We start from the raw sequence: 23,807 nt of genomic DNA, 5'->3' as shown, positions 1-23,807 counted from the left end.
CGCAAGGCCGGGGGCGTCTTCTTGGCAGCAATGGCTAACCGAGCAGGCTGCGGAAGCCGATCGGGCCCTCGTTGTTGTAAGTGTTGGTACCGTTGAGAGTAAGCCCGCCATCCTCGGACCTGACGCTCAAGGCGACGACGCTCTGGTTGTCGCGCCCACCGATCACCCACTCCCCGCCCGGATGCCAAGGGGCACTGCTGCCACCCCACTGGTTCTGCACCTGGTAGCGGTTCTGCGCGATGCGCTTGCCCTGGAAGCCGATCGGTCCCTCGCCGGCATAGGTCATGACACCTTGCAGAGTCTGACCTCCATCGGTCGACTTGACGTCCACCGACACCACCTTCTGATTGTCGCGGCCACCGATTACCCAGATTCCGCCCGGGTGCCAAGGTGCCGAGTTACCGCCCCACTGATTCTCCACTGCGTACTTGAACATGAACTTCATCTCCTTGAAGTTGATAGCCACGAGGACTCCCCCCGGGCCAGCACGGTCGATGGGTGAACCGTACGGATCCAAGCCTAGATGGTGATCAAAGGATGACTTAGAACAGTTCGCAATCAGCGATGTAGCGGCCAGTTGCCACGCCCCTCAGCCCCGCAGACGCCGCCTTGTGCCGGGAAAGGGCCGCCAGGCGGCCCTCTGGCGACTCGAGGCCGCTCCCACGGTGCCGTGCAGGGCACCAGAGGCTGGGATCAACCCCGCGCGTCGCGGTCGCGCATGCCCAGCAAATACAGCACGCCGTCGAGGCCCAAGGTGGAAATCGCCTGTTTGGCCGACTGACGCACCAGTGGTTTGGCCCGGAAGGCCACGCCCAGGCCGGCCAGCGAGAGCATCGGCAAGTCGTTGGCACCGTCGCCCACGGCGATGGTCTGGTCCAGTTGCAGGCCCTCTTCGCTCGCCAGTTGCTGCAGCAGGTCGGCCTTGCGCTGGGCGTCGACGATCGGCTCCACGGCCACGCCGGTCACTTTGCCATCGACCACTTCCAGTTCGTTGGCGAACACATAGTCGATGCCCAGGCGCGCCTGGACCTGCTTGGCGAAGTAGGAGAAGCCGCCCGAGAGGATCGCGGTCTTGTAACCCAGGCGCTTGAGCTCGGCGAACAGGTTCTCGGCACCCTCGGTCAGACGCAGGGAAGCGCCGATCTCGTCCAGTACGCCCACATCCAGGCCCTTGAGCAGCGCCATGCGCTCCTTGAAGCTGGCGCGAAAATCCAGCTCGCCGCGCATCGCCCGCTCGGTGATCGCCGAGACCTGTTCGCCCACACCCGCGGCCTTGGCCAACTCGTCGATGACCTCGGCCTCAATCAGCGTCGAGTCCATGTCGAACACCGCCAGACGGCGATTGCGGCGATACAGGTCGTCCTTCTGGAAGGCGATGTCGATCTTCAACTCGTCCGACAGGGCGAAGAAGTCCGCGCGCAGGGCCTGGGCATCGCTCGGTTCGCCACGGACGGAGATCTCCAGGGCGGCCTTGCCTTTTTCCTGCTGGGCATCCAGCACCACCCGGGCCGACAGGCGCTCGATGCGCTCGATGGTCAGCTCGTACTTACTGATGACCGCACTCACCCGTTGCAATTGCTCGGGGGTGATCTTACGGCTGAGCAGCGTAACGATGTGGCGTGCCTCACCGTGACCGTCAGCCCAGTGCTGGTAGTCAGCCTCGGAAATGGGCGTGTAGCGCGCCTGCAGGTTCAGCTCATGGGCCTTGGCCTGGACGGCTTGCAGCAGGCGGGTGGACACTTCGTTGTCCGGGATATCGACCAGGATGCCGAACGACAACGTGCCATGCATGACCGCAAGACCTATGTCGAGGATGTTCACTCCGCCCTGGAGCAGGACGCCGGTAATGGCCGCAGTGAGACCGGGACGGTCCTCACCGGTGATGTTGATCAGGACGATTTCGCGCACAACCTGGCTCCGACTTCGATGAAAAATGCGCATTCTACCGATTTTCCGTGACCATCGGGCGCCAACGATACTTTGCCGACAAAACACGGCTCGCTATACTGCGCAACACTTTTCCGCCATAAAGAGCCGCGCTCTGTGAACCGGCCTACGCCCGTCAAACCAGACAACTTCTTCCTGATGATCTTCCGTGCCCTGCGCCAACGTCGCATTCCCCTGGCACTGCGCATCGCCATCACCAACATTTTCCTGGTGGCGCTAGCGTTAGTGATCTACGCCTGCGTGATGGGCCTGCAATTCAAGCAGGCCATGCACGAACAGGCCGACGCCCTTGGCCAGAGCCTGACCACCCAGACCGCCACCTCGGCGACCGAGTTGCTGGTGTCCAACGACATCCTCAGCCTCAACGTGCTGCTGGGCAACCTGGTGAAGAACCCGCTGGTAGCCCATGCCGCCATCTACAGCGTGGATAACCGCATACTGGCCGAAGCCGGCCAGCGCCCGCGCAACAGCCTGCTGGGCGAGGCCGAGGGCCTGTATCAGACCAAAATCACCTTCCAGGACGTGACCGCCGGGCAACTGCGCATCAGCCTGGACATGAGCCAGTTCCAGCAACCGATGCTGATCAGCCTGCAAAGCATGGGCATCCTGGCTGCGATCCTACTGGCACTGGCTTTGAGCCTGAGCCTGCGCCAGGGCCGTTACATCACCACGCCGCTGCTGCAACTGCGCGTATGGCTGCGTGATCCGCACCCCTATACCCCGGCTACCGACCGTCAGGATGAAATCGGCGACCTGGCTCGCCAACTGCACGCACGCCTGGCCCCTCCTCCGCCCCCGGAGCCGGAGGAAGAGGAAGACGACGAGGACAGCTTCGACGACCTGCACGACGTCGCCACCACCGCCAAGCCAGCACCACGAGCGCACGCCGTGGCGCAGGCGGACGACGAAGACGATGAGGCGTTTGCCGGGCTGTTGGACGAAGACAGCCCCCCCAAGGCCAGCGCTGTCTCCTCCAGCGAGCCGCAGAACACCGCAGTGCTAGCGGTCCAGCTGGGCTCCCAGGAGCAGCTGCGCCGTTTGCCACGCACACGCCTGACCGAGCTGCTGGAGCGTTACCGCGACTGCCTGGAACAAGCGGCGTCGCTGTACGAAGGCGAAACCTACACGCTCAATGACGGCAGCACCCTGGTGCTCTTCCACAGTGGCGACAGTGGCGAGGACTACCTGACCAATGCCATCTGCTGTGGCGAGTTGCTGCGCGCCTTGGGCCATGCACTGCAGATCGAAGTGGCGGACAGCGGTATTACCCTGCAACTGCAGTTGGGCCTCGTATCGGGCGATGATCTGCAAGGTATGGAGCAGGTCGACCTGCTGATGACCGAAAAGGCCCAGGACGCCCTGGCCCTGTCCCAGCACAGCCGCAACCTGCTGCTGGTCGAGCGCCAGATCAGCGATGACAACCTGATTCGCCAGCGGGCTCGTATCCGGCCGATCGCCAGCCCTGAAGGCGCGTGCTGCGTAGAACGCTTGATGGAGCCTTATCCGTCGATGCTGGAGCGGCAACTGGCGCGCATGCACGAGCGCCGAGCCTGATCGCCGGCCAAGCGTTCCTGGAGCCGGCGCCCTGCAGAGGCTGCATGGCCAGAATGCCAGACACAAAAAAGCCCGCAGCGATGCGGGCCTTTTTTTGCCTGGCGGTTCGATCAGAACCGATAGACTTCCATATCGGTACGAATCGGTGACGCCATCGGAATCTTGGATTTCTCTGGCCCTTTCTTCACCTGCACCGGTGCAGCGGGTTTCTTCGGCGCCTCTTCGGCGATGGCCGGTTGATTGGCCAACGGCTTGACCGCGGTGCTCAACTGTTCAGCCAGCTTCTGCAGCAACTGCCCCTGGGCTTGCACTTGCGAAGCTTCGCTACCCTCGTGCGGCTGCTCGAGGTGGACGATGCGGTTGTCACGGACGTGGCCACGACGGTCGAGCAGACGCCACTGGGCGTCGAGGATCGCCGGTTGGTTCTTGCCCGAATCCAGGCGGGTAATCGACAGCAGCACCTGCACGTCCGGCGTGAAGCCCGTGCTCGCCGGGGCCAGGACGACGCGCTGGCTGTCCAGGCGCCAGGCCAGCTGACGTACCAGCAATTGATCGATATCCGCCGACAGGCTGCCCGCCCAACGGCCATCGGTGGCCGAACTCAAGCTGCCGTCAGGCTGACGCTGCAGGAAGGTTTCGCGCTGCAGGTAATCGGCGATCGATACCGGGCCGAGCACCACGGCCATGCCCGCACTCTGCGAAGGCTGGCCGGGATCACCACTATCGAGTTGGTACAGGGCCATGGGCTGATGCATGCTGCATCCGCCCAGTCCCAGCAAACCCGTCATCAGCAGCGCAAATGGAAGGCGCAGGAATTTCATTCATCCCATCCAGGCGGTCGCCACCAGGCAAACCGCAGTGATACTCATGTAGATTCAATCGGGTACTCGGCCACGCCGGCACCACAAGGGCACTATCATCCGCGAAATATTGGCCCGACTCCAGCATTTCTGCCTGGAACGACGCTGAAATTGCCGTTCCAGACAGACTACTCGCTTATGCCGGGACTTCCACCTGCAACCCGTCTACCCGCTGGAACCCGCGTGGCAGCTTACTACCGCGTCGGCCCCGCTCACCCTTGTAGTGCTCAAGGTCATCTGGTTTCAGGGATAGGGTACGCTTGCCAGCTTGCAACACAAGAGTCGCTCCCTCGGCGATGACGGCCAAATCTGTGACAAATTCTTCACGGCTGGCCACTCGATCACCGGGCACGCCAATGATCTTGTTGCCCTTGCCCTTGGCCAACTGCGGCAGGTCGGCAACCTTGAACACCAGCAGGCGCCCTTCGCTCGTCACCGCGGCCAGCCAGTCCTGCTCACGGTTGGCCACCGGGCGCGGAGTCATCACCTTGGCACCGTTTGGCAGGCTCAGCAGGCCCTTGCCGGCCTTGTTCTTCGCCTGCAGGTCCTCGCCCTTGACCACGAAGCCGTAACCGGCGTCCGAAGCCACCACGTAGAGCGCATCGTCGTCCGGCAATAGCACGCACTCGAAGGTGGCACCTGGCGGCGGTGTCAGACGACCGGTCAGTGGCTCACCCTGGCCCCGTGCCGAAGGCAGGGTGTGCGCAGCCAGCGAATAGCTGCGGCCGGTCGAGTCGATGAGCACGGCAAACTGGTTGGAGCGACCAGCAGCCGCCGCCTTGAAGCCGTCGCCCGCCTTGTACGAAAGCCCGGTGGCATCGATATCGTGGCCTTTGGCGCAGCGTACCCAGCCCTTTTCCGACAACACCACGGTCACAGGCTCAGTCGGCATCAGCTCATTTTCCGACAGCGCCTTGGCCTCTGCGCGCTCGACGATCGGCGAACGGCGGTCGTCGCCGTAGGTTTCAGCGTCCTTGATCAGCTCGCTGCGCACCAGCTTGCGCAGTTTCGCATCGCTGCCAAGCAGCGCGAGCAGCTTGGCCTGTTCCTTGAGCAACTCGTCCTGCTCGCCACGGATTTTCATTTCTTCCAGGCGAGCCAGCTGGCGCAAGCGGGTTTCAAGGATGTACTCGGCCTGGATTTCAGTCAGGTCGAAACGCGCGATCAGGGCCTGCTTGGGCTGGTCCTCGGTGCGGATGATGTGGATCACTTCGTCCAGGTTGAGGAACGCGGTGAGCAAACCCTCCAACAGGTGCAGGCGCTTCTCGACCTTTTCCAGACGGTGCTGCAGGCGGCGGCGGACAGTACCGATGCGGTATTCCAGCCACTCCAGCAACAGCGCACGCAGATTCTTGAGCTGCGGACGGCCATCCAGACCAATGATGTTGACGTTGACCCGATAACTGCTTTCCAGATCAGTGGTAGCGAACAGGTGCTGCATCAGTTCGGCGGCATCCACACGGTTGGAACGCGGGATGATGACGATACGGCAAGGGTTCTCGTGGTCCGACTCATCGCGCAGGTCGGCAACCATCGGCAGCTTCTTTGCCTGCATCTGCGCGGCGATCTGCTCCAGCACCTTGGCACCGGAGACCTGATGCGGCAGCGCGGTGACCACGATATCGCCGTCTTCGACGCGATAGACCGCACGCATGCGGATCGAGCCGCGGCCACTTTCGTAGATCTTGAGGATCTCGGCACGCGGCGTGACGATTTCGGCTTCGGTCGGGTAATCCGGGCCCTGGATATGCTCGCACAGTTGCTCGATGGTGGCCTTGGGCTCGTCGAGCAGGCGCACACAGGCGCTGGCCACCTCGCGCAGGTTGTGCGGCGGCACGTCGGTCGCCATGCCCACGGCGATACCCGTGGTGCCGTTGAGCAGGATGTTCGGCAGGCGCGCCGGCAGCACCGCCGGCTCCTGCAAGGTACCGTCGAAGTTCGGCACCCAGTCCACCGTACCTTGGCCCAGCTCGCTGAGCAGCACTTCGGAGTAACGCGACAGGCGCGCCTCGGTGTAACGCATCGCGGCGAACGACTTCGGATCATCCGGCGCACCCCAGTTACCCTGGCCATCGACCAGGGTGTAGCGGTAGCTGAACGGCTGCGCCATCAACACCATCGCTTCGTAGCAGGCCGAGTCGCCGTGGGGGTGGAACTTGCCGAGCACGTCACCGACGGTACGGGCGGATTTCTTGTGCTTGGCGTCGGCATCGAGCCCCAACTCGCTCATGGCGTAGACGATGCGTCGCTGCACCGGCTTCAGGCCGTCGCCGATATGCGGCAGGGCCCGGTCCATGATCACGTACATGGAATAGTTGAGGTAGGCCTGTTCGGTGAAGTCAGCCAGCGAGCGGCGTTCGACGCCGTCGAGGCTGAGTTCCAGTGAGTCGCTCATGCGGGCCTCGTCATTTCAGGTTCTGGCGCAGCAGCATGGTGCCGCCGCGCTGGGTAAATTCAAGTTGTTTCAGCGCGCTCATGCCCAGCAGTACCGTCTGGCCATCCAGACCGGGCACCACCAGTGCGCGCACGCCTTGCAGGCGGATATCGCCCAACTGCAGGCTGTCCAGGCGAGTCCGATAGCCCTCGGTGCGACCGTTGGCGGTGCTCAGGGTCACCGGGCTGCCCCGCTCCAGGTCCAGGTCGCGGGCCAGCGTTTCGGGTATCGCCACATCCGTAGCGCCAGTGTCGAGCATGAAATGCACCCCCTGGCCATTGATCGCGCCGTCCGCGACGAAATGGCCCTGGCCATTGCTCAGCAAGCGCACCTCGATGAAACCTTCGCCATGCTCGGACTGCACGTGCACGTTCGGATTGTGTTCACGGGCTTCCCAATCACCAAAAAAACGCGTGGCCAGAAACAGCGCCGCCACCCAGGCGACGAACATCAGGACCTTGCCCGCGCGCTTTCCCGGTGGCTGGCTCATGGCTTGGCACTCCAACCACCTTCGGGCGCAGCGAAGCGCCAGACGATCGGGCGCGTTTCACCGTCGGCACGGTCGCCGTTGTTGTTGTCCAGGCCGACCCAGGCCCCTTTCGCATCGATTACCAAGGCCTCGGCCAGACCGAACGGCTGATCATACCGGCGCCCCTCCACCAGGGCATCGGCGGCGAACGACCAGCAACGCTCGACCGTGCCCGTACCGGCATCGCGACGGCAGATGCGGTAGGCGTTGCGCTGGAGCGTGAATAGCTTGCCGTCGAACCAGGCCAGATCGGAAAAGTCTCGCGATAACGCTTGCGGGTTAGGCATCTGTGCGGGCTGCATCTCGACACCGGCCTCGCTGAGCAGCACGCAACTGCGCTCGCAGGTCCAGACCGACTGCTGGCGCTGCACCGCCACCAGGCCCCGGCGCTCACGCTCTGCTGCCAACCACAGGCGGTCGCCCACCGGGTTGATCGCCAGTCCTTCGAACAAGGCATTGAAGTTCAGCAGCATGCCACTGGCACGGGCCTGGCGAATCATCGCAGGGTCGATCTTCAACCAGACTGGCTCCCCGTCGACGGGCAACTGCAGCACCGCCGCGTGGGCCTCGCTGACCAGGAAGATATTGCCTGCCTGATCGCAGGTAATGCCTTCGTAGTCCAATTCGCCACCGCGAATGTACGAAGCCGCCCAGTTGCGCGACTTCAGCCCCCAGGGCAAGCCGCTTTCCGGCACGGGCGGCGGCGTGAAGGTCAGCGGCTGGGCACGCCAGACTGCACCTTGCTGGTCGAAGCGGTAGATGCGGTCGTCATCCCGGTCGGACACGCCCCATAAGCCGCCGCGGCAAAAGGCCAGACCGGACAGGTTGCCACCACGCATGCCCTCGATCGGGTGCTCTGCGGTGAGCTTGAGCTCCGGCCAGTTGCCCGCCAGGCTCGGCAGGGCAACCAACGCAAGGCAGGCCGCGAACAGCAGACGAATCAAACCAGGACCTCGGCCAGGTTACCTTTGGTTTCCAGCCAGCTCTTGCGGTCACCGGCACGCTTCTTGGCCAACAGCATGTCCATGATTTCGGTGGTGCCCTGCAGATCATCCAGGGTCAGTTGGACCAGGCGCCGGGTGTTCGGATCCATAGTGGTCTCGCGCAGCTGCGGCGGGTTCATTTCACCCAGGCCCTTGAATCGGGTGACCTGCGGCTTGCCACGCTTCTTCTCGGCCACCAGGCGGTCGAGAATACCGTCGCGCTCAGCCTCGTCGAGGGCGTAGTAGATTTCCTTGCCCAGGTCGATGCGGTACAGCGGCGGCATCGCCACATAGACGTGGCCGGCCTCGACCAGCGGCCGGAAGTGCTGCACAAACAGGGCACACAACAAGGTTGCGATGTGCAGGCCGTCGGAGTCGGCGTCGGCGAGGATGCAGATCTTGCCGTAACGCAGCTGCGACAGGTCCGCGGCACCCGGATCGACGCCGATGGCAACGGCGATGTTGTGCACTTCCTGGCTGGCCAGGACTTCGCCACCGTCCACTTCCCAGGTGTTGAGGATCTTGCCGCGCAGCGGCAGGATCGCCTGGAACTCCTTGTCGCGCGCCTGCTTGGCCGAGCCACCGGCCGAATCACCCTCGACCAGGAAAAGCTCGGCCCGCATCGGGTCCTGACCTGCGCAGTCCGCCAGTTTGCCAGGCAGCGCCGGGCCCTGGGTCACGCGCTTGCGCTCGACCTTCTTGCTGGCTTTGAGGCGGCGGCCGGCGTTACTGATGGCAAGCTCCGCCAGTTGCATACCCATCTCGGGGTGGGCGTTGAGCCACAGGCTGAACGCGTCCTTGACCACGCCCGAGACGAACGCCGCCGCCTCGCGGGAGGACAAGCGCTCCTTGGTCTGACCGGAAAACTGGGGTTCCTGCATCTTCATCGACAGGACGAAGGTGATGCGCTCCCAGACATCTTCCGGCGCCAGCTTCACACCCCGTGGCAGCAGGTTACGGAACTCGCAGAACTCGCGCATGGCGTCGAGCAGGCCCTGGCGCAGGCCATTGACGTGGGTACCGCCCTGGGCGGTGGGAATCAGGTTGACGTAGCTTTCCTGAACACTGTCACCGCCCTCAGGCAACCACAACAGTGCCCAGTCGACGGCTTCCTTGTTGCCCGCCAGGCTGCCACAAAACGGCTCATCGGGCAGGCGCTGGAACTCGCTGACCGAGTCGACCAGGTAAGAACGCAGGCCGTCCTCGTAATGCCACTCGACTTTCTCGCCCGTGGACTTGTCCTCGAAGCTGACCAGCAGGCCCGGGCACAACACGGCCTTGGCCTTGAGCACATGCTTGAGGCGGCTGATGGAAAACTTCGGCGAATCGAAATACTTCGGGTCGGGGCTGAAGTACACGCTGGTACCGGTGTTGCGCTTGCCCACCGTACCGACCACTTCCAGCTCGCTGGCCTTGAAGCCGTCGGCGAAGGTCATCTGGTATTCGTTGCCGTCGCGCTTGACGCGCACACGCACCTGGGTCGACAGGGCGTTGACCACGGAAATACCGACACCATGCAGGCCGCCGGAGAACTGGTAGTTCTTGTTGGAGAACTTGCCGCCTGCGTGCAGCTTGGTCAGGATCAGCTCGACCCCCGACACGCCTTCTTCAGGGTGGATGTCCACCGGCATGCCGCGGCCATCGTCGCTGACTTCCAGCGAGTGGTCGGCGTGGAGGATCACCTGCACCGAACGGGCGTGGCCGGCCAAGGCTTCGTCGACACTGTTGTCGATGACTTCCTGAGCCAGGTGGTTCGGCCGGCTGGTATCGGTGTACATGCCCGGCCGCTTACGGACCGGGTCAAGGCCCGAGAGGACTTCGATGGCGTCTGCGTTATAGGCGCTAGCGCTGGGATTGGCCATGGGTTCTCGTCGTCAGTCTGGTGAATGCAAAAAGATCAAAATACAGAAAAATCGAGCGCTGCGTACTGCCCTCGGGCAATACCGGCAAACGCCAGCAAAGCCGGCAACCGCTGGGCAAAGCCTTGGAAGCCGTGATCGCCTCCGGCCTGGATACGCAGGGCGCACGCGCGGTAATAGCGCTCGGCGTGGCGGTAGTCCAGGGTTTCATCGGCGGTCTGCAGCCACACTTGATAGCGGCTTGGGTCCGTGGGCGCCGGCACTTCCAGTTCGGCCAGGGCCTGCACATGATCCAGGGTCAGCTCCCAGGTTTCATCGGTGTAGAAGTTGCGCTGGGTACCCAGGTAGCCGTCGAACAGCTTGTGCGGGGTAACCGCTGGGTTGACCAGCAAGGCCTTGAGGCCATGGCGCTCGGCCAGATGGGTGGCATAGTAGCCGCCGAGCGAACTGCCTACCAGCAGGGGCTTGCCCAGTTCGGCGATGGCCGCTTCGAGCTGGGCGATGGCCTGGCGCGGATGATGGTGCAAAGCGGGTATGCGCACGTGGTCGGACAGCCCCAACTGCTGCATGACGGCCTCCAGCTGCCGCGCCTTGGTTGAAAGCGGCGAGCTGTTGAAGCCATGGATATAGAGGATGGAACCCGACATGCTGCCCCCGGAATCTGTGGCTTCGCGCCCGATCGGAGTGGGCGCAGGGACGCGCAGTGTAGCGTGTTCGCCGGGTTTTGGCGCTGGATCGGGAATTTCGCAACACAATCTTCAATCAAGCATCGGCCGCGATGTGGCCCGCTGGCGACACCAGGCCGCGTCGACGGGCGTTCACCTCAGTAGCCGGGGCTGTCGAAGTCGAGCTTCACTTCGAAATCCAGCGCCCGCTCCACGCCGGTCTCCAACCGTCCGTCGGCATGCAGACGCAACCAGCGATACCCTGGCTGTTCCTCACTCACCTTGAACTCTTCGCTGCGCGCTGCGAATTGGATGCAGGTCGAGGGTGTGGCCAGCAAACGCAGCCCATCGCGCACTTCATCCCACTCTTGGTGAACATGCCCCCACAGCAACGCCTTCACCTGTGGATAACGTAGCAGGCGCTGCAGCAGTACATCGGCGTTACGCAGGCCGATCGGGGCGATCCAGGCGCAACCGATGTCCACCGGCTGATGGTGGCAGCACACCAGGCAGTGGCGCTCGCCGGCACCTGCCAGCGCTGCGTCCAGCGTGGCCAGTTGCTGATCTGCCAGCAAGCCGTGGGTTGCGCCGACGACTGCCGAATCGAGCATCACGATGCGCCAGGCGCCGATATCGGTCACGGCCTGCGTCTGCTCCGGCGCTACCTCGGCCATCACCCGGGCTTCGTCATGATTGCCTGGCAACCAGCGGGACGGCGCACCGAACTCAGCGGTGAGCGCTCGAAAAGCCTGGTAGGAAGCCACGCTGGCGTCCTGGGATAGGTCACCTGTGCACAGCAGCAAGTCGATGCGCGGCTGCTCACGGCGCACCTGGGCAATCACGTGGCGCAGGCTGTCCCGAGTCCTCAAGCCCAGCAGCGAACCAGCCGGGTCGGCGAACAGGTGGGCGTCGGTCAGTTGCACCACATGAATGGGTGCCGGTAGGGAGTCTGGGTGCGGCAACGGCCGTCTCCTCGAACGGATATTGCACGGATTATGGCGGCGGAAGGCTTTCGAGCAAATACTCGAAACCAACCCGCGTCACATTTCAGCGCACACTTGCCAGTTCGTGACCACAGGCCAGGCAGTGACTCAGCCATTCGCCCAGGAACAGATTGAGCTGGGCTTTTTCGTCCGGCTGGTGCATGGCGGCATTGGGGTACGGGTAGATGCTGCGCAGGCGTCGGGCGTGCTCGGCACTGACCACCTCGGCCATGCGCGCATCGTGATACACCTGCACCTCCAGGTGCGGCACCGGCAGCCAGGGCAGGCTGTGCTCCTGGCGTACGCGCAAGGTGGTGGTATAGGGGCATGCCAGCACCACGTCGAGCACCAGTACGCCAAGCATCTGGTCGCCCTGGGTCATGCCGATGCGGCGCGAACTCTGGGTGGTGCGCATGTCTGGCAGCAAGCGCATGAGCCGGGCATAGTTGGCCTCACAGGCTGCCTGCAGCCCGGCCAGATCTACCCGATAACGCTCACGCAACAGGTTCACTTCCACATACCTCGTACTTCGTCTCGATTCAACGCCAGCCACTGCAACCCGATTATGGTCGCGGCATTGCAGATACGCCCGTCACGTACCGCTTGCAGGGCATCTTCGAATGACCACACGCGAACACGAATGTCCTCGCCCTCTTCTTCCAGGCCATGCAGGCCACCGGCGCCTTCGCTGCTGCAACGACCGAGGAACAGATGAACGTACTCATCGCTACCGCCCGGAGACGGGAAGTAGCGGGTCATTGGCCACAGCGCGCTGAAGGTAAGCCCTGCTTCCTCTTCAGCCTCGCGATGGGCGACTTCTTCTGGCTGCTCGTCCTTGTCGATCAGCCCCGCCACCATCTCGATCAGCCACGGGTTGGCGACCTTGTCCATGGCGCCCACGCGAAACTGCTCGATCAGCACCACCTCATCGCGCAACGGGTCGTAGGGCAGCACACAGACCGCGTCATGCCGCACGAACAGTTCGCGACTGATCTCGCGGCCCATGCCTCCAGCGAACAGCTCGTGGCGCAGGTGCACCTTGTCGAGCTTGTAGAAACCCTGGAAGCAATTGACCCGCTTGACGATCTCGACCGCCTTGGGCACCGAATTGAACGTGTCTGACATGGAAATCCTCATGACCTCATTTACCGCATCGCGCCATCCTACTCTGCACGCCAGCCTGTTTCATCCCTTTCTGGCAACCGTTCGCCCACTCGGGACAGCAGGCCTTCTCTCTGTTAGCTTAGTGGCGAACTGAAGGCCGCGCCGACGGTCAAAGGGCGACTTTTCCTGTTCTGCAAGGATCATCATGACACTGGTCAAACTGACTTCCGTGGCCGTGCTGGCACTGGCGCTTGGTGCCTGCCAAAGCGTGTTCGCACCCAACTACCGGGCTCCGCTGGAGGTCAAGCGCGACGCCTGGGAGCATGTAAAACCTGGTTGCACCGAAAGCGACTGCCCGCTGGTGAACATCGACACCATCCACTTCCCGGCGCTGCCCAATCTCGACGGCATCGTCGAGCAACGCCTGCTGCAACTGACCGAAGATAACCAGCGTGGCACCGCGCCTGCCTCGCTGCAGGCCTACGAACAGCACTACCTGGCCAGCGCCGACAAGCGCAATAGCAGCTACCTGCAGGCCAAGGTACGCGAGCAGCATGACGGACTGGTGATCATCGAACTGTCCAGCTACCTGGACAGCGGCGGTGCACATGGCATGCCAGGACGCGGCTTCATCAACTACTCGCGCAAGCTGGACAAAGTGCTGACCTTGCAGGACATGCTGGTGCCCGGCCAGGAAGACACCTTCTGGAAGACCGTCGAAGAGTCCCACCGCGCTTGGCTGATCAGCGTTGGCATGGACAAGGATGCCGAGTTCGTGAAGACCTGGCCGTTCAAGAAGTCGCCGCACATCGCCCTGACGTACGGCGCGGTAGTGGTGAAGTACGAAGTCTATTCCATCGCGCCCTATTCCATGGGCCACGTCGAGCTGAAGATCCCGTACCCACGCCTCAATGGCGTGCTCAAGCCCGAACTGTTTCCCGGCCGCGGCTGACGCTCAGTAGCGCATGCAGCCCACCTGCCAGTACCAGTGCTGGCAGGGTCGCGCCAAACTCAGGGGCCTGCGCGGCAATCGTGTGATAAGCGGCAACACCCACCACCCAGGCCACCAGCGCTTGCCAGTGCAGCCCTTCGACCAACGCTGGCGCGCGGCGGCGGCGGATCACGAAGTGGTCCATCAGCACCACGCCGAACAGCGGCGCGAACACAGAACCGATCAGCAGCAGGAAGTTCTCGTACTGGGCCAGCGGCGCCAGCAGCGCGATGAGGGTGCACACCACGCCGATGGCCAGGGCCAAGTGCTCGACTTTGAAGCGCACCAGCACGCTGGTCGAGACTGCAGCGGAGTGGATATCGGCGAACGCCTTCTCCGACTCGTCCAGCAGGATCAGCAACAGCGGGATACCGATACCCGCGCCAGCCAGGGCCAACAGCAGGGCATTGGCCTCGCCACTCGACGCAAAGGCCAGGGTGTAGGCCACGCCCAGGCTCATCAGCCAGGTGTTGCCGATGAAGTAACCCAGCACGGTACCGCCGAAGACGCGCTTGGCACTGCTGGCGAAACGCGAGTAGTCGGCAATCAGCGGCAACCAGGACAGCGGCATGGCGATGACGATGTCAAAGCCTACGGCCAGCGACATCGAACCGTCACCGGCACGTGCCCACAGCTCGGCCAGGTCGGCCTTGGCGAACAGGTTCCAGGTCAGCCACAGGCAGGCGGCCATCAACACCCAGATACCCCATTTGCGCAGAATCTTGCGTACGAAAGCCAGCGGCCCGCTGACCGCAAGCAAGGTCGCCATGGCACCGAAACACACCGTCCACAGCATCGGGCTGTTCCACAGGCTGTCCTCGCCGAAGGCGCGTGCGCCGAGCAGGCTGGCGGCATCGCGCATGACGATGATCTCGAACGCGCCCCAACCAACCAGTTGCAGCAGGTTGAGCACTGCCGGCAGTCGGGCGCCATGGCGGCCCAGGCTCAAGCGCAGGGTGCCCATGGCGGGCAGGCCGGTGTCGCTGCCGATGACGCCAGCGGCCCCGAGCAACAGCACGCCCACGCCTGTGCCGAGGGCGATGGCCAGAACGGCTCCCGCCAGCCCCAGGCCGGGGGCAAGCATGGCACCGACCTGCAGGACCATCAGGCCGATGCCGAGGGAGAACCAGAGTGCGAACAGGTCGCGGGCACCGAACAGGCGGTGGCTGGAGGGGACCGGGTGGTCCGCGGAGAAGTGGCTGGGGGTGGTCATGCTTGTAGCTCGCCGGATTTGTTGTTGGGGTTGGCGCGGCACAAGGCCGCTCCCACAAAGATCACGCGATCTCAGGGGGAGCGGCCTTGTGTCGCGAAAGGGCTGCAAAGCGGCCCCAAGGTCTACTTACACCTTTTTGTAGAGCTGGCTACCTTCCTGGCGGAACCGCTCGGCCTGCTCGCGCATGCCCTCCTCAACCGACACATCGACCGAGTCGATACGCTGGTTGGCGGCATATTCACGTACTTCCTGGGTGATCTTCATCGAACAGAACTTCGGCCCGCACATTGAGCAGAAGTGGGCGACCTTGGCCGACTCCTTCGGCAGGGTCTCGTCGTGGAACGCGCGGGCAGTGTCCGGGTCCAGACCGAGGTTGAACTGGTCTTCCCAACGGAATTCGAAGCGTGCCTTGGACAAAGCGTTGTCACGAATTTGCGCGCCAGGGTGGCCTTTGGCAAGGTCGGCCGCATGGGCGGCGATCTTGTAGGTGATGATGCCGGTCTTGACGTCATCCTTGTTCGGCAGGCCCAGGTGCTCCTTGGGGGTTACATAGCAAAGCATGGCGCAACCGAACCAACCGATCATCGCCGCACCAATGCCAGAGGTGATGTGGTCGTAGCCTGGGGCGATGTCGGTCGTCAGCGGACCGAGGGTGTAGAACGGCGCCTCGTCACAGCACTCCAGCTGCTTGTCCATGTTCTCTTTGATCAACTGCATCGGCACATGGCCAGGACCTTCGATCATGCACTGCACGTCGTGTTTCCAGGCGATCTTGGTCAGCTCGCCGAGGGTTTCCAGTTCACCGAACTGGGCGGCGTCATTGGCGTCGGCGATCGAGCCTGGGCGCAGACCATCGCCCAGCGAGAAGCTGACGTCGTAGGCCTTCATGATTTCGCAGATCTCGTCGAAGTGCGTGTACAGGAAGTTTTCCTTGTGATGCGCCAGGCACCACTTGGCCATGATCGAGCCGCCACGGCTGACGATGCCGGTAACCCGCTTGGCGGTCAGCGGCACGTAGCGCAGCAGTACGCCAGCATGGATGGTGAAGTAGTCAACGCCCTGCTCGGCCTGTTCGATCAGGGTGTCGCGGAACAACTCCCAGGTCAGGTCCTCAGCGATACCATTGACCTTTTCCAGGGCCTGGTAGATCGGCACCGTGCCGATCGGCACCGGCGAGTTGCGGATGATCCACTCGCGGGTTTCATGGATGTGCTTGCCGGTGGACAGGTCCATGACGGTATCCGAGCCCCAGCGGATACCCCAGGTCAGCTTGGCCACTTCTTCCTCGATGGAGGAACCCAGGGCACTGTTGCCGATGTTGCCATTGATCTTCACCAGGAAGTTGCGGCCGATGATCATCGGCTCCAGTTCCGGGTGGTTGATGTTGGCCGGGATGATCGCGCGGCCGCGAGCGATTTCCTCGCGAACGAACTCGGGTGTGATTTCCTTCGGGATGCTGGCACCGAAGCTGTGGCCAGCGTGCTGCTGGTTCAGCAGGCCGGCGGCGCGGGCTTCCTGCAGCTTCATGTTTTCGCGGATGGCAACGTATTCCATCTCGGCGGTGATGATGCCCTGGCGGGCGTAGTGCATCTGCGTGACGTTGGCACCAGGCTTGGCGCGACGCGGATTGCGCACATGGGCGAAGCGCAGCTTGGCCAGCTCGGCATCGTTCAGGCGCTGCTGGCCGAAATCAGAGCTCAGCCCGTCCAGGCGCAGGGTGTCGCCACGGGCATCGATCCAGGACGAACGAACATCGGCCAAGCCTTTGCGCACGTCAATGACGACATTGGGGTCGGTGTAGGGGCCGGAGGTGTCATAGACCAGCACCGGTGCGTTGGTCTCGCCGCCAAAATCGGTGGGGGTGTCGTGCAGGCTGATCTCGCGCATGGGCACGCGGATGTCAGGGCGCGAACCTTCGACGTACACCTTGCGCGAACGCGGGAAGGGTTGCACGGACTGCTGGTCGACTTGTGCCGACTCGCTGAGGTTGATCGTTTTTTCTTGTTTACTCATCACAGGCTCTCCAGACGTCTTCCTTGCGGACGGAATGTCGGGGTGAACCTGAAAGACGCGGACGCACCCCCTGGACGGGTGTGCAGTGCCGGTACATGGAGGTGCCTTGAGCTACGCGAGCTGTGACATTCCCGGACCTGGCACAAGAGGCTCCCCGGGAAGGCGAGCAATCTTGTTCCCTACGCAGGCGCTAACCTGATCAGGTTCAACGGGATCCGGAACTTTCCGATCTCAGCCTTTGCTTCAAGGCACCCCGACAAGAACATGCGCAGTCTAGACTGGAGTGGTCGGCAAAGCCAAGCGACTAAAACGCACGGATGATGAAAGGCACCGTCGACGATTGTTGCCAGCTGCACATGGCACTACACTGGCCGGTCTTTCGATACTCAACAGTTCAGTAATTAAATTTCGTACAAGGATTGCCTCTATGCTGCGCAAACTCTCACTGGCGATAGCCGTGTCTTGTGCGTCCAACGGAGTGGTCTGGGCAGCGGATGTGCCCGCAACGGTAAAGACCGATCTGGTCAGCGTCTACCAGGAAGCGGTCGATAACAACGCCGACCTGGCTGCGGCCCGCGCCGACTACGGCGCCCGTCGCGAGGTGGTGCCCCAGGCCAGGGCCGGGTTGCTGCCGAACCTGTCGGCAGGTGCCGAAATGATGAACACCCGCACCAAGTTCGATGAGCCATCGATCACCTCCAACCGCAGCGGCAATTCGTGGAGCGCGACCCTCTCGCAACCGATTTTCCGCGCCGACCGCTGGTTCCAGTTGAAGGCAGCCGAGTCTGTCAATGAACAGGCGGCGCTTGAGCTGTCGGCCACCGAGCAGAACCTGATCCTGCAAACCGCGCAGAACTATTTCGCCGTACTCCGCGCCCAAGACAACCTGGCTGCCACCAAGGCCGAGGAGGCGGCGTTCAAGCGCCAGCTGGATCAGTCCAACGAACGTTTCGACGTGGGCCTCTCCGACAAGACCGACGTCCTGCAATCGCAAGCCAGCTACGACACTGCCCGGGCCAACCGGATCATTGCCGAACGCCAGGTCCAGGATGCCTTCGAGGCCCTGGTGACCCTGACCAATCGCGAATACGCCTCGATCCAGGGCGTGGTCCACACCCTGCCGGTGCAGGTGCCCACGCCCAATGATGCCAAGGCCTGGGTCGAAACCGCTGCTCGCCAGAACCTCAACCTTCTGGCCACCAACTATGCCGTCACCGCCGCTGAAGAGACCTTGCGCCAGCGCAAGGCCGGCCATGCGCCCACGGTCGATGCGGTAGCTCGCTACCAGAAGGGCGATAACGACAGCCTCGGATTCAGCAACCCGCAGCCAAACGTGCGCTATGCCGGCGACGTTGAGCAAACCAGCATCGGCCTGCAACTGAACATCCCGATCTACAGCGGCGGACTGACCAGCTCACAGGTACGCGAGGCCTACCAGCGCCTGAGCCAGAGCGAGCAGCAGCGCGAAAGCCTGCGCCGCCAAGTGGTGGAAAACACCCGTAACCTGCACCGCGCGGTCAACACCGACGTGGAACAGGTCCAGGCGCGCAAGCAGTCGATCATTTCCAACCAGAGCGCGCTCGAAGCCACCGAGATCGGCTACCAGGTCGGTACCCGCAACATCGTCGACGTGCTCGACGCCCAGCGCCAGCTGTATACCTCGGTGCGCGACTACAACAACAGCCGGTATGACTACATTCTCGACAACCTGAGCCTGAAACAGGCTGCCGGAACCTTGAGCCCGCAGGACCTGCAGGACCTCAAGCGGTATCTGAAGCCAGACTACAACCCGGACAAGGACTTCCTGCCACCGGATTTGGCAGCGGCGGCGGCGAAGAATTTCGAGCGCAGGCCGTAGGTCGGTGCTGCATCATCGCCGGCGTGCCGGCGATGATGCCTGCTCGGATTTCAGCCAATCAACGCCCCAAGCCCATCCAGCAACCGCTGCAACGCCCCCTGGTTCGCCAACATCACCTGCTTGCCCGCCGCCCCCATGCGCTGGGCATCCTGAGGCAGCTCGACCAGCCGACGTACTGCCGCCGCCAGCCCTTCGACATCATCCACCTGCTGCAACGCCCCTGCGTCTCGCAACATTGCGCTGATCTCGAGGAAGTTGAACACATGCGGGCCCATGATCACCGGCAACGACAGCGCCGCTGGCTCTAACGGGTTATGACCGCCGGTGGCGACAAGACTGCCGCCGACGAAGGCGATATCGGCCAGCGCATAGAGGAACAGCAACTCACCCATGGTGTCGCCCAGCAGCACCTGGGTCTGGCTGTCGACGGCACCACCCGAGGAGCGGCGCACAGTAGTGAACTGCTCACGGCACAGGGCATGCACGGCATTGAAGCGCTCAGGGTGGCGAGGCACCAGAATCAGCAGCGCGTCGCCATGTACCTGCAGCAACTGGCGGTGCGCCTGCAAGATCAGGGCGTCTTCGCCTTCGTGGGTACTGGCGGCGATCCACACCGGGCGCTGGTCGGCCCCCCACTGCCCGCGCAATGCCTGCGCCCGAGGCTGCAGTTGCTCGTCGATCTTCAAGTCGAACTTGATCGAGCCGGTCACCTTCACGCATTCAGGCCGTGCGCCCAGGTCACGGAATCGCTGGGCTTCGGTTTCGGTTTGCACCGCGATGAGGTTCATCTCGGTGAGCATCGGCCGGGTCAGGCCAGCAAACCGTGCGTAGCCACGGGCCGACCGTTCGGATAGCCGTGCATTGGCCAAGGCCACGGGAATGCCGCGCTTGGCGCACTGGTGAATGTGATTGGGCCAAAGTTCGGTTTCCATGATGATGCCCAGACGTGGACGCACATGGTCCAGAAAGCGCCCCGCCGCCCACGGCAGGTCATAGGGCAGGTAGCAATGCTGGATGCGCGGCTCGTCGCCGAACATCGCGCGGATGCGCTCCGATCCAGTCGGGGTCATGCAGGTGAGGGTGATCGGCAGGTCCGGGTAGGCCTTGAGCAGGGCGCGAACCAAGGGTGCGGCGGCAATACTCTCGCCTACCGACACCGCATGCACCCAGATCCCCCCTTGGCGCATGGCCGGAAGGTTCAGGGCAAAGCGCTCAGCGATGCGCTGGCCGTAGGCCGGCGCCTTGCGGGCACGCAGGAACAGGCGTAGCGCGACCAGCGGCAGGCCCAGGTGAAACAACAAGGAATAAAGGGTTCTGTTCATGGTGGCGAAGTGTACTAGGAACCATCTGGAAAATGGCTAGCCGATCGCGCGCAGGTGCACCGCGAAGCGCTCGGCCAGCCATTGCGCCGCCGGTCCCAAGGGCTCGTCGCGCCGCCAGGCAAGCTCCGCCACCAAAGCAGGTGGCCGCCATTCGCTGTCCAACTCGACCATCTGTGTCTGATAGGTCGGATACTGCACCACATGCCGTGGCAACCAGGCCCAGCCGAGGCCGCGCATCAGCAGTTCGGCCATGGCATAGAAGCTGTCCGCACGCCAGATCTGCGGACTGATCGCTTCGCCACCCGGGTAGCCGCTCTGCTGGGGGGTGATCAACAACTGTCGATGCCGCGCCAATTGCTGGCGGGTGACCCGTAGCTCCTTGGCGAGCGGATGCCCGACCGCGCAGACAGTGACCATTTCCACGCTGCCCAGGGCGCGCCGCTCCAGCGAACTGGGGATGCTTTCGTGATGGAAGAACAACCCCAGGTCGGCGCGCCGTTCCACCAGCTTGCGTGCCACATCCCCTTGGGCGCCGCTGGCCAACTGCACTTCCAGGAAGGGAAAACGGCTGGCCAACTCGTCAAGGCTGTCGATCACCGGCTGATAGGGCATGGCCTCGTCCTGAGCAACCCGCAACAGCGCCTCCTGCCCACGCATCAACGCCAGCGCACGGCCGTCCAGGCGCTCGCACTGGCGCAACAGCTCGCGGGCATCCTCCAGCAAGGCCACGCCGTTTTCCGTCAACTTGGGCTGACGACCGCTGCTGCGCTCGAACAAGGTCACACCCAAGTCCGTTTCGAGCATTGCGATGGCACTGCTGACCGCCGACTGCGCCCGGCGCTGCTCCCGGGCCACCGCGGAAAAGGACCGCAGTTCGGCGACACGCACGAACACGCGCAGTTGCTCGAGATTCCACTGCTCTGCCATCAACCTATCTCCAATACTGATAGGTAATGACTTTACCCCATCCAGCACATGCCTAAAATGCCCGGCAGAAACCGGAGGAAACCACCATGAATGCCTACACCTACCTGGCCATCGCCATCTGCGCCGAAGTCATCGCCACCGCCTCCATGAAAGCGGTCAAGGGCTTGAGCACGCCGCTGCCGCTGTTGCTGATGGTGTGTGGCTACGCCATCGCCTTCTGGATGCTGACCCTGGTGGTGCGCAGCATACCGGTGGGCATTGCCTACGCGATCTGGTCTGGGCTGGGCATCGTGCTGATCAGCGTGGCAGCGCTGGTGATCTACGGGCAGAAGCTGGATGTACCGGCAATGCTGGGGATGGCGATGATCGTCGGGGGCGTGGTAGTGATCCAGCTGTTTTCGAAGACTGCCGGACACTGAGTCGCCTGGGTGTTCGGCCTCCCCGGCAAGCCGGCCGCGGTCGTTGAAGGAGGCGGATAGCGCAGCGATAGGGTCATGACAAGGTAAGCCTGTATACTTGCCAGCTGTCCCAGTCTCCGAGGTACCGCCATGCCATCTGCCATTTCCACTGACGTATTGATCGTCGGCGCCGGGGTCGCAGGCCTCTGGCTCAATGCTCGTCTGCGCAGACTGGGCTATTCGACAGTGCTGGTGGAGCGTGCCAGCCTGGGCGGTGAGCAGACCATCAAATCGCAAGGCATCATCCATGGCGGCACCAAGTACGCCCTGCACGGCGCCCTGACCGGCGCCTCGGAAGCCATCGCCGACATGCCGCGACGTTGGCGCGAAGCCTTGGCCGGCACCGGCGAGCTGGCGCTGGACAAGACCCGCCTGCTGTCCGATGCGCACTACCTGTGGTCCCCCGGCACCCTGGCCGGCAACCTCACCAGCTTTTTCGCCAGCAAGGCAGTGCGTGGCCGGGTAGACCAGGTCAAGGGCGAGCAACTGCCGCCTGCCCTTCAAGACCGCGCGTTCAAGGGCAAGGTCTATCGCCTGGCCGAACTGGTGATCGACGTCCCCAGCCTGCTTGCCAACCTGGCCGAGCTGGCCGGTGACAGTCTGCTGGCGGGCGAGCAGATCGAACCCTTGCGTGAAGGCCAAGCGCTGGTCGGCTTGCGCGTCGATGGCCGTGAAATCCGCGCCCAGCGCATCGTCCTCAGTGCAGGTGGCGGTACCGAGGCGCTGTTGCAGGCCCTCGGCCTCAACCAGCCAGCGATGCAGTTGCGGCCGCTGCACATGGTCATGGCCAAAGGGCCGAACCTCAAACCCCTCTACGCCCACTGCCTGGGCGGCGGCCCGAAGCCACGGGTGACGATCACCACTCACCCGGCAGCCGATGGCCAGTGGGTGTGGTACATGGGTGGCGACCTGGCCGAAGCCGATGGCGTAGCCCGCGACCCAGCCGCGCAGATCGCCGCGGCGCAAAAGGAAATCGCTCACCTGCTGCCATGGGTAGACCAGACGCTACTGAAATGGGCGACCTTGCGTGTGGATCGCGCCGAACCCGCGCAATCTGGCCTGGTACGCCCGGACAATGCCTTCCTGGCCGACCAGCAGCGTCTGCTGGTCGGCTGGCCGACCAAACTGGCATTGGCCCCCGACTTCAGTGATCGGGTACTGGCAAGTCTCGATCGCGATGGCATTCGCCCAAGCGCTCAACCCGCCCTCGATAACCTTCCGCGCCCGGCGCTGGGCGTACCGGCCTGGGAGCAACTGCTGCCATGACCCTGCCTACCCTGCACGACATTCACCGCCCGCTGGGCAGCACCGGCTTCAAGGTGTCGCCCTTGGGCCTGGGAACGGTCAAGCTCGGCCGCGACCAGGGCGTCAAATACCCGAACGGCTTCACCATTCCAGACGATGACGAAGCACGCCTGCTGCTGGCCCAGGCCCGCGAGCTGGGTATCAACCTGATCGACACCGCACCGGCCTATGGCCGCAGCGAAGAACGTCTGGGCCCACTGCTGCGCGGCCAGCGCGAGCAATGGGTGATCGTCAGCAAGGTCGGCGAGGAATTCGAGAACGGCCAGTCGCACTTCGATTTCAGCGCCGCCCATACCCGCCGCTCGGTTGAGCGCAGCCTGCGCCGCCTGGAAACCGACCGCATCGAACTGGTGCTGGTGCACTCGGACGGCAATGACCTGGCCATTCTCGAGCAGCAGGAGGTCTATCAGACCCTTGCCGAGCTCAAGCAAGAGGGCAAGATCCTGGGCTTCGGCTTTTCCGGCAAGACGGTCGCCGGCGGCCTGAAGGCGCTGGAAACCGGCGATTGCGCCATGGTCACCTACAACCTCAACGAGCAGGCAGAGCGCCCGGTCCTGGACTACGCTGCCGAACATGGCAAAGCCATTCTGGTGAAGAAGGCCCTAGCCAGCGGGCACATCTGCCTGGCCCCTGGTGTCGACCCGGTGCAAGCCAGCTTCGAGCTGCTGTTCTCCCACCCTGGTGTGAGCAGTGCTATCGTCGGCACCATCAATCCGTTGCATCTGGCCCACAACGTGGCCACTGTCGCCCGCATCCTGAGCCAGCACTGAGCCGTCTGGGCCCAAGGTCTGGAGACTGATCC

At 63.4% G+C, this 23,807-nt stretch carries 21 protein-coding genes and 1 riboswitch; of the genes, 6 read left to right on the top strand and 15 right to left on the bottom strand.

The annotated features are described in order from the left end of the window. Positions 1-34: 34 nt before the first annotated feature. Together VXM67_RS04715 and serB are read right to left on the bottom strand one after the other, a co-directional pair. Positions 35-436: a hypothetical protein gene (locus VXM67_RS04715; RefSeq protein WP_027907962.1), complete on the bottom strand. Its 402-nt coding sequence runs from the start codon at positions 434-436 to the stop codon at positions 35-37. 257 nt (positions 437-693) lie between these two features. Further along, positions 694-1,908, bottom strand: coding sequence for a phosphoserine phosphatase SerB (serB, locus tag VXM67_RS04710; protein ID WP_023378452.1), 1,215 nt, complete (start codon positions 1,906-1,908; stop codon positions 694-696). Positions 1,909-2,043: 135 nt separating this feature from the next. Between serB and VXM67_RS04705 the strand changes: the two genes are divergently transcribed. Further along, positions 2,044-3,501, top strand: a complete 1,458-nt coding sequence (locus VXM67_RS04705) for an AhpA/YtjB family protein (RefSeq protein WP_027907961.1) — start codon at positions 2,044-2,046, stop codon at positions 3,499-3,501. A 110-nt stretch (positions 3,502-3,611) separates the two neighbouring features. Here VXM67_RS04705 and VXM67_RS04700 read toward each other — a convergent pair whose 3' ends face one another. From VXM67_RS04700 to VXM67_RS04660, 9 genes are all read right to left on the bottom strand, one after another. After that, positions 3,612-4,322 carry a membrane integrity-associated transporter subunit PqiC gene (locus tag VXM67_RS04700; protein ID WP_027907960.1) on the bottom strand — a complete coding sequence of 237 codons (711 nt, stop codon included), beginning with the start codon at positions 4,320-4,322 and terminating at the stop codon, positions 3,612-3,614. A gap of 175 nt (positions 4,323-4,497) precedes the next feature. Beyond that, positions 4,498-6,756 (bottom strand): DNA topoisomerase IV subunit A, encoded by a 2,259-nt coding sequence (gene parC / locus VXM67_RS04695; protein ID WP_023378448.1) that lies wholly within the window; start codon positions 6,754-6,756, stop codon positions 4,498-4,500. Between the two features lie 10 nt (positions 6,757-6,766). Continuing rightward, positions 6,767-7,285 (bottom strand): TIGR02281 family clan AA aspartic protease, encoded by a 519-nt coding sequence (locus tag VXM67_RS04690; protein ID WP_023378447.1) that lies wholly within the window; start codon positions 7,283-7,285, stop codon positions 6,767-6,769. After that, on the bottom strand, positions 7,282-8,268 hold the full coding sequence (locus VXM67_RS04685; RefSeq protein ID WP_367237526.1) for an esterase-like activity of phytase family protein: 987 nt from the start codon (positions 8,266-8,268) through the stop codon (positions 7,282-7,284). The genes VXM67_RS04690 and VXM67_RS04685 overlap by 4 nt, the downstream gene beginning before the upstream one ends. Continuing rightward, positions 8,265-10,169, bottom strand: coding sequence for a DNA topoisomerase IV subunit B (gene parE / locus VXM67_RS04680; RefSeq protein WP_027907959.1), 1,905 nt, complete (start codon positions 10,167-10,169; stop codon positions 8,265-8,267). Before parE ends, VXM67_RS04685 begins: the two co-directional genes overlap by 4 nt. A gap of 35 nt (positions 10,170-10,204) precedes the next feature. Continuing rightward, complete coding sequence (locus VXM67_RS04675) at positions 10,205-10,813, bottom strand: YqiA/YcfP family alpha/beta fold hydrolase (RefSeq protein ID WP_023378442.1); 609 nt, start codon at positions 10,811-10,813, stop codon at positions 10,205-10,207. A 176-nt stretch (positions 10,814-10,989) separates the two neighbouring features. Beyond that, positions 10,990-11,793 (bottom strand): 3',5'-cyclic-AMP phosphodiesterase, encoded by an 804-nt coding sequence (gene cpdA / locus VXM67_RS04670; protein WP_023378440.1) that lies wholly within the window; start codon positions 11,791-11,793, stop codon positions 10,990-10,992. 85 nt (positions 11,794-11,878) lie between these two features. Further along, a complete protein-coding gene (locus VXM67_RS04665) occupies positions 11,879-12,331 on the bottom strand; it encodes a DUF1249 domain-containing protein (protein WP_027907958.1) in 453 nt (150 codons plus the stop codon). Then, positions 12,322-12,939, bottom strand: coding sequence for an NUDIX domain-containing protein (locus VXM67_RS04660; protein ID WP_023378437.1), 618 nt, complete (start codon positions 12,937-12,939; stop codon positions 12,322-12,324). Before VXM67_RS04660 ends, VXM67_RS04665 begins: the two co-directional genes overlap by 10 nt. Before the next feature lie 184 nt (positions 12,940-13,123). On the opposite strand from VXM67_RS04660, the gene VXM67_RS04655 reads away from it, so the two are divergent. After that, complete coding sequence (locus tag VXM67_RS04655) at positions 13,124-13,870, top strand: RsiV family protein (protein WP_367237525.1); 747 nt, start codon at positions 13,124-13,126, stop codon at positions 13,868-13,870. Here the strand turns inward: VXM67_RS04655 and cytX are convergent. Together cytX and thiC are read right to left on the bottom strand one after the other, a co-directional pair. Continuing rightward, complete coding sequence (gene cytX, locus VXM67_RS04650; RefSeq protein WP_027907957.1) at positions 13,839-15,122, bottom strand: putative hydroxymethylpyrimidine transporter CytX; 1,284 nt, start codon at positions 15,120-15,122, stop codon at positions 13,839-13,841. The two genes, VXM67_RS04655 and cytX, sit on opposite strands and share 32 nt — an antisense overlap. A gap of 126 nt (positions 15,123-15,248) precedes the next feature. Beyond that, positions 15,249-17,135 carry a phosphomethylpyrimidine synthase ThiC gene (thiC, locus tag VXM67_RS04645; RefSeq protein WP_023378431.1) on the bottom strand — a complete coding sequence of 629 codons (1,887 nt, stop codon included), beginning with the start codon at positions 17,133-17,135 and terminating at the stop codon, positions 15,249-15,251. Positions 17,136-17,294: 159 nt separating this feature from the next. Beyond that, a riboswitch (TPP riboswitch) is annotated at positions 17,295-17,401 on the bottom strand. A 161-nt stretch (positions 17,402-17,562) separates the two neighbouring features. On the opposite strand from thiC, the gene VXM67_RS04640 reads away from it, so the two are divergent. Beyond that, a complete protein-coding gene (locus tag VXM67_RS04640; RefSeq protein ID WP_027907956.1) occupies positions 17,563-18,993 on the top strand; it encodes a TolC family outer membrane protein in 1,431 nt (476 codons plus the stop codon). A gap of 50 nt (positions 18,994-19,043) precedes the next feature. Here the strand turns inward: VXM67_RS04640 and waaA are convergent, their stop codons facing one another. Next, a complete protein-coding gene (waaA, locus tag VXM67_RS04635) occupies positions 19,044-20,315 on the bottom strand; it encodes a lipid IV(A) 3-deoxy-D-manno-octulosonic acid transferase (protein WP_367237524.1) in 1,272 nt (423 codons plus the stop codon). A gap of 36 nt (positions 20,316-20,351) precedes the next feature. Further along, positions 20,352-21,242, bottom strand: coding sequence for a LysR family transcriptional regulator (locus VXM67_RS04630; RefSeq protein ID WP_023378428.1), 891 nt, complete (start codon positions 21,240-21,242; stop codon positions 20,352-20,354). 86 nt (positions 21,243-21,328) lie between these two features. On the opposite strand from VXM67_RS04630, the gene VXM67_RS04625 reads away from it, so the two are divergent. The 3 genes from VXM67_RS04625 (at position 21,329) to VXM67_RS04615 (ending at position 23,775) form a co-directional block, all read left to right on the top strand. Continuing rightward, a complete protein-coding gene (locus tag VXM67_RS04625) occupies positions 21,329-21,661 on the top strand; it encodes a multidrug efflux SMR transporter (protein ID WP_023378427.1) in 333 nt (110 codons plus the stop codon). A 129-nt stretch (positions 21,662-21,790) separates the two neighbouring features. Beyond that, positions 21,791-22,966, top strand: coding sequence for an FAD-binding oxidoreductase (locus tag VXM67_RS04620; protein ID WP_027907953.1), 1,176 nt, complete (start codon positions 21,791-21,793; stop codon positions 22,964-22,966). Next, positions 22,963-23,775, top strand: coding sequence for an aldo/keto reductase (locus VXM67_RS04615; RefSeq protein ID WP_023378425.1), 813 nt, complete (start codon positions 22,963-22,965; stop codon positions 23,773-23,775). Before VXM67_RS04620 ends, VXM67_RS04615 begins: the two co-directional genes overlap by 4 nt. Positions 23,776-23,807 lie beyond the last annotated feature (32 nt).

The organism is Pseudomonas sp. Rh2 (genome assembly GCF_040762985.1).
In the GTDB taxonomy this organism is placed as follows: Bacteria; Pseudomonadota; Gammaproteobacteria; order Pseudomonadales; family Pseudomonadaceae; genus Aquipseudomonas; species Aquipseudomonas taiwanensis.
The sequence above is the reverse complement of the archived record's forward strand: the minus strand, read 5'-3'. Positions and strand labels throughout refer to the sequence as shown.

What these genes read in the sequence shown, in the direction of transcription:
- VXM67_RS04640 (WP_027907956.1), top strand. Translation starts at nt 17,563, where the DNA reads ATGCTGCGCAAACTCTCACTGGCGATAGCCGTGTCTTGTGCGTCCAAC.
- waaA (WP_367237524.1), bottom strand. Translation starts at nt 20,315, where the DNA reads ATGAACAGAACCCTTTATTCCTTGTTGTTTCACCTGGGCCTGCCGCTG.
- VXM67_RS04690 (WP_023378447.1), bottom strand. Translation starts at nt 7,285, where the DNA reads ATGAGCCAGCCACCGGGAAAGCGCGCGGGCAAGGTCCTGATGTTCGTC.
- parC (WP_023378448.1), bottom strand. Translation starts at nt 6,756, where the DNA reads ATGAGCGACTCACTGGAACTCAGCCTCGACGGCGTCGAACGCCGCTCG.
- VXM67_RS04625 (WP_023378427.1), top strand. Translation starts at nt 21,329, where the DNA reads ATGAATGCCTACACCTACCTGGCCATCGCCATCTGCGCCGAAGTCATC.
- thiC (WP_023378431.1), bottom strand. Translation starts at nt 17,135, where the DNA reads ATGAGTAAACAAGAAAAAACGATCAACCTCAGCGAGTCGGCACAAGTC.
- parE (WP_027907959.1), bottom strand. Translation starts at nt 10,169, where the DNA reads ATGGCCAATCCCAGCGCTAGCGCCTATAACGCAGACGCCATCGAAGTC.
- VXM67_RS04660 (WP_023378437.1), bottom strand. Translation starts at nt 12,939, where the DNA reads ATGTCAGACACGTTCAATTCGGTGCCCAAGGCGGTCGAGATCGTCAAG.
- VXM67_RS04700 (WP_027907960.1), bottom strand. Translation starts at nt 4,322, where the DNA reads ATGAAATTCCTGCGCCTTCCATTTGCGCTGCTGATGACGGGTTTGCTG.
- cytX (WP_027907957.1), bottom strand. Translation starts at nt 15,122, where the DNA reads ATGACCACCCCCAGCCACTTCTCCGCGGACCACCCGGTCCCCTCCAGC.
- VXM67_RS04620 (WP_027907953.1), top strand. Translation starts at nt 21,791, where the DNA reads ATGCCATCTGCCATTTCCACTGACGTATTGATCGTCGGCGCCGGGGTC.
- VXM67_RS04715 (WP_027907962.1), bottom strand. Translation starts at nt 436, where the DNA reads ATGTTCAAGTACGCAGTGGAGAATCAGTGGGGCGGTAACTCGGCACCT.
- VXM67_RS04655 (WP_367237525.1), top strand. Translation starts at nt 13,124, where the DNA reads ATGACACTGGTCAAACTGACTTCCGTGGCCGTGCTGGCACTGGCGCTT.
- VXM67_RS04630 (WP_023378428.1), bottom strand. Translation starts at nt 21,242, where the DNA reads ATGGCAGAGCAGTGGAATCTCGAGCAACTGCGCGTGTTCGTGCGTGTC.
- VXM67_RS04675 (WP_023378442.1), bottom strand. Translation starts at nt 10,813, where the DNA reads ATGTCGGGTTCCATCCTCTATATCCATGGCTTCAACAGCTCGCCGCTT.
- VXM67_RS04615 (WP_023378425.1), top strand. Translation starts at nt 22,963, where the DNA reads ATGACCCTGCCTACCCTGCACGACATTCACCGCCCGCTGGGCAGCACC.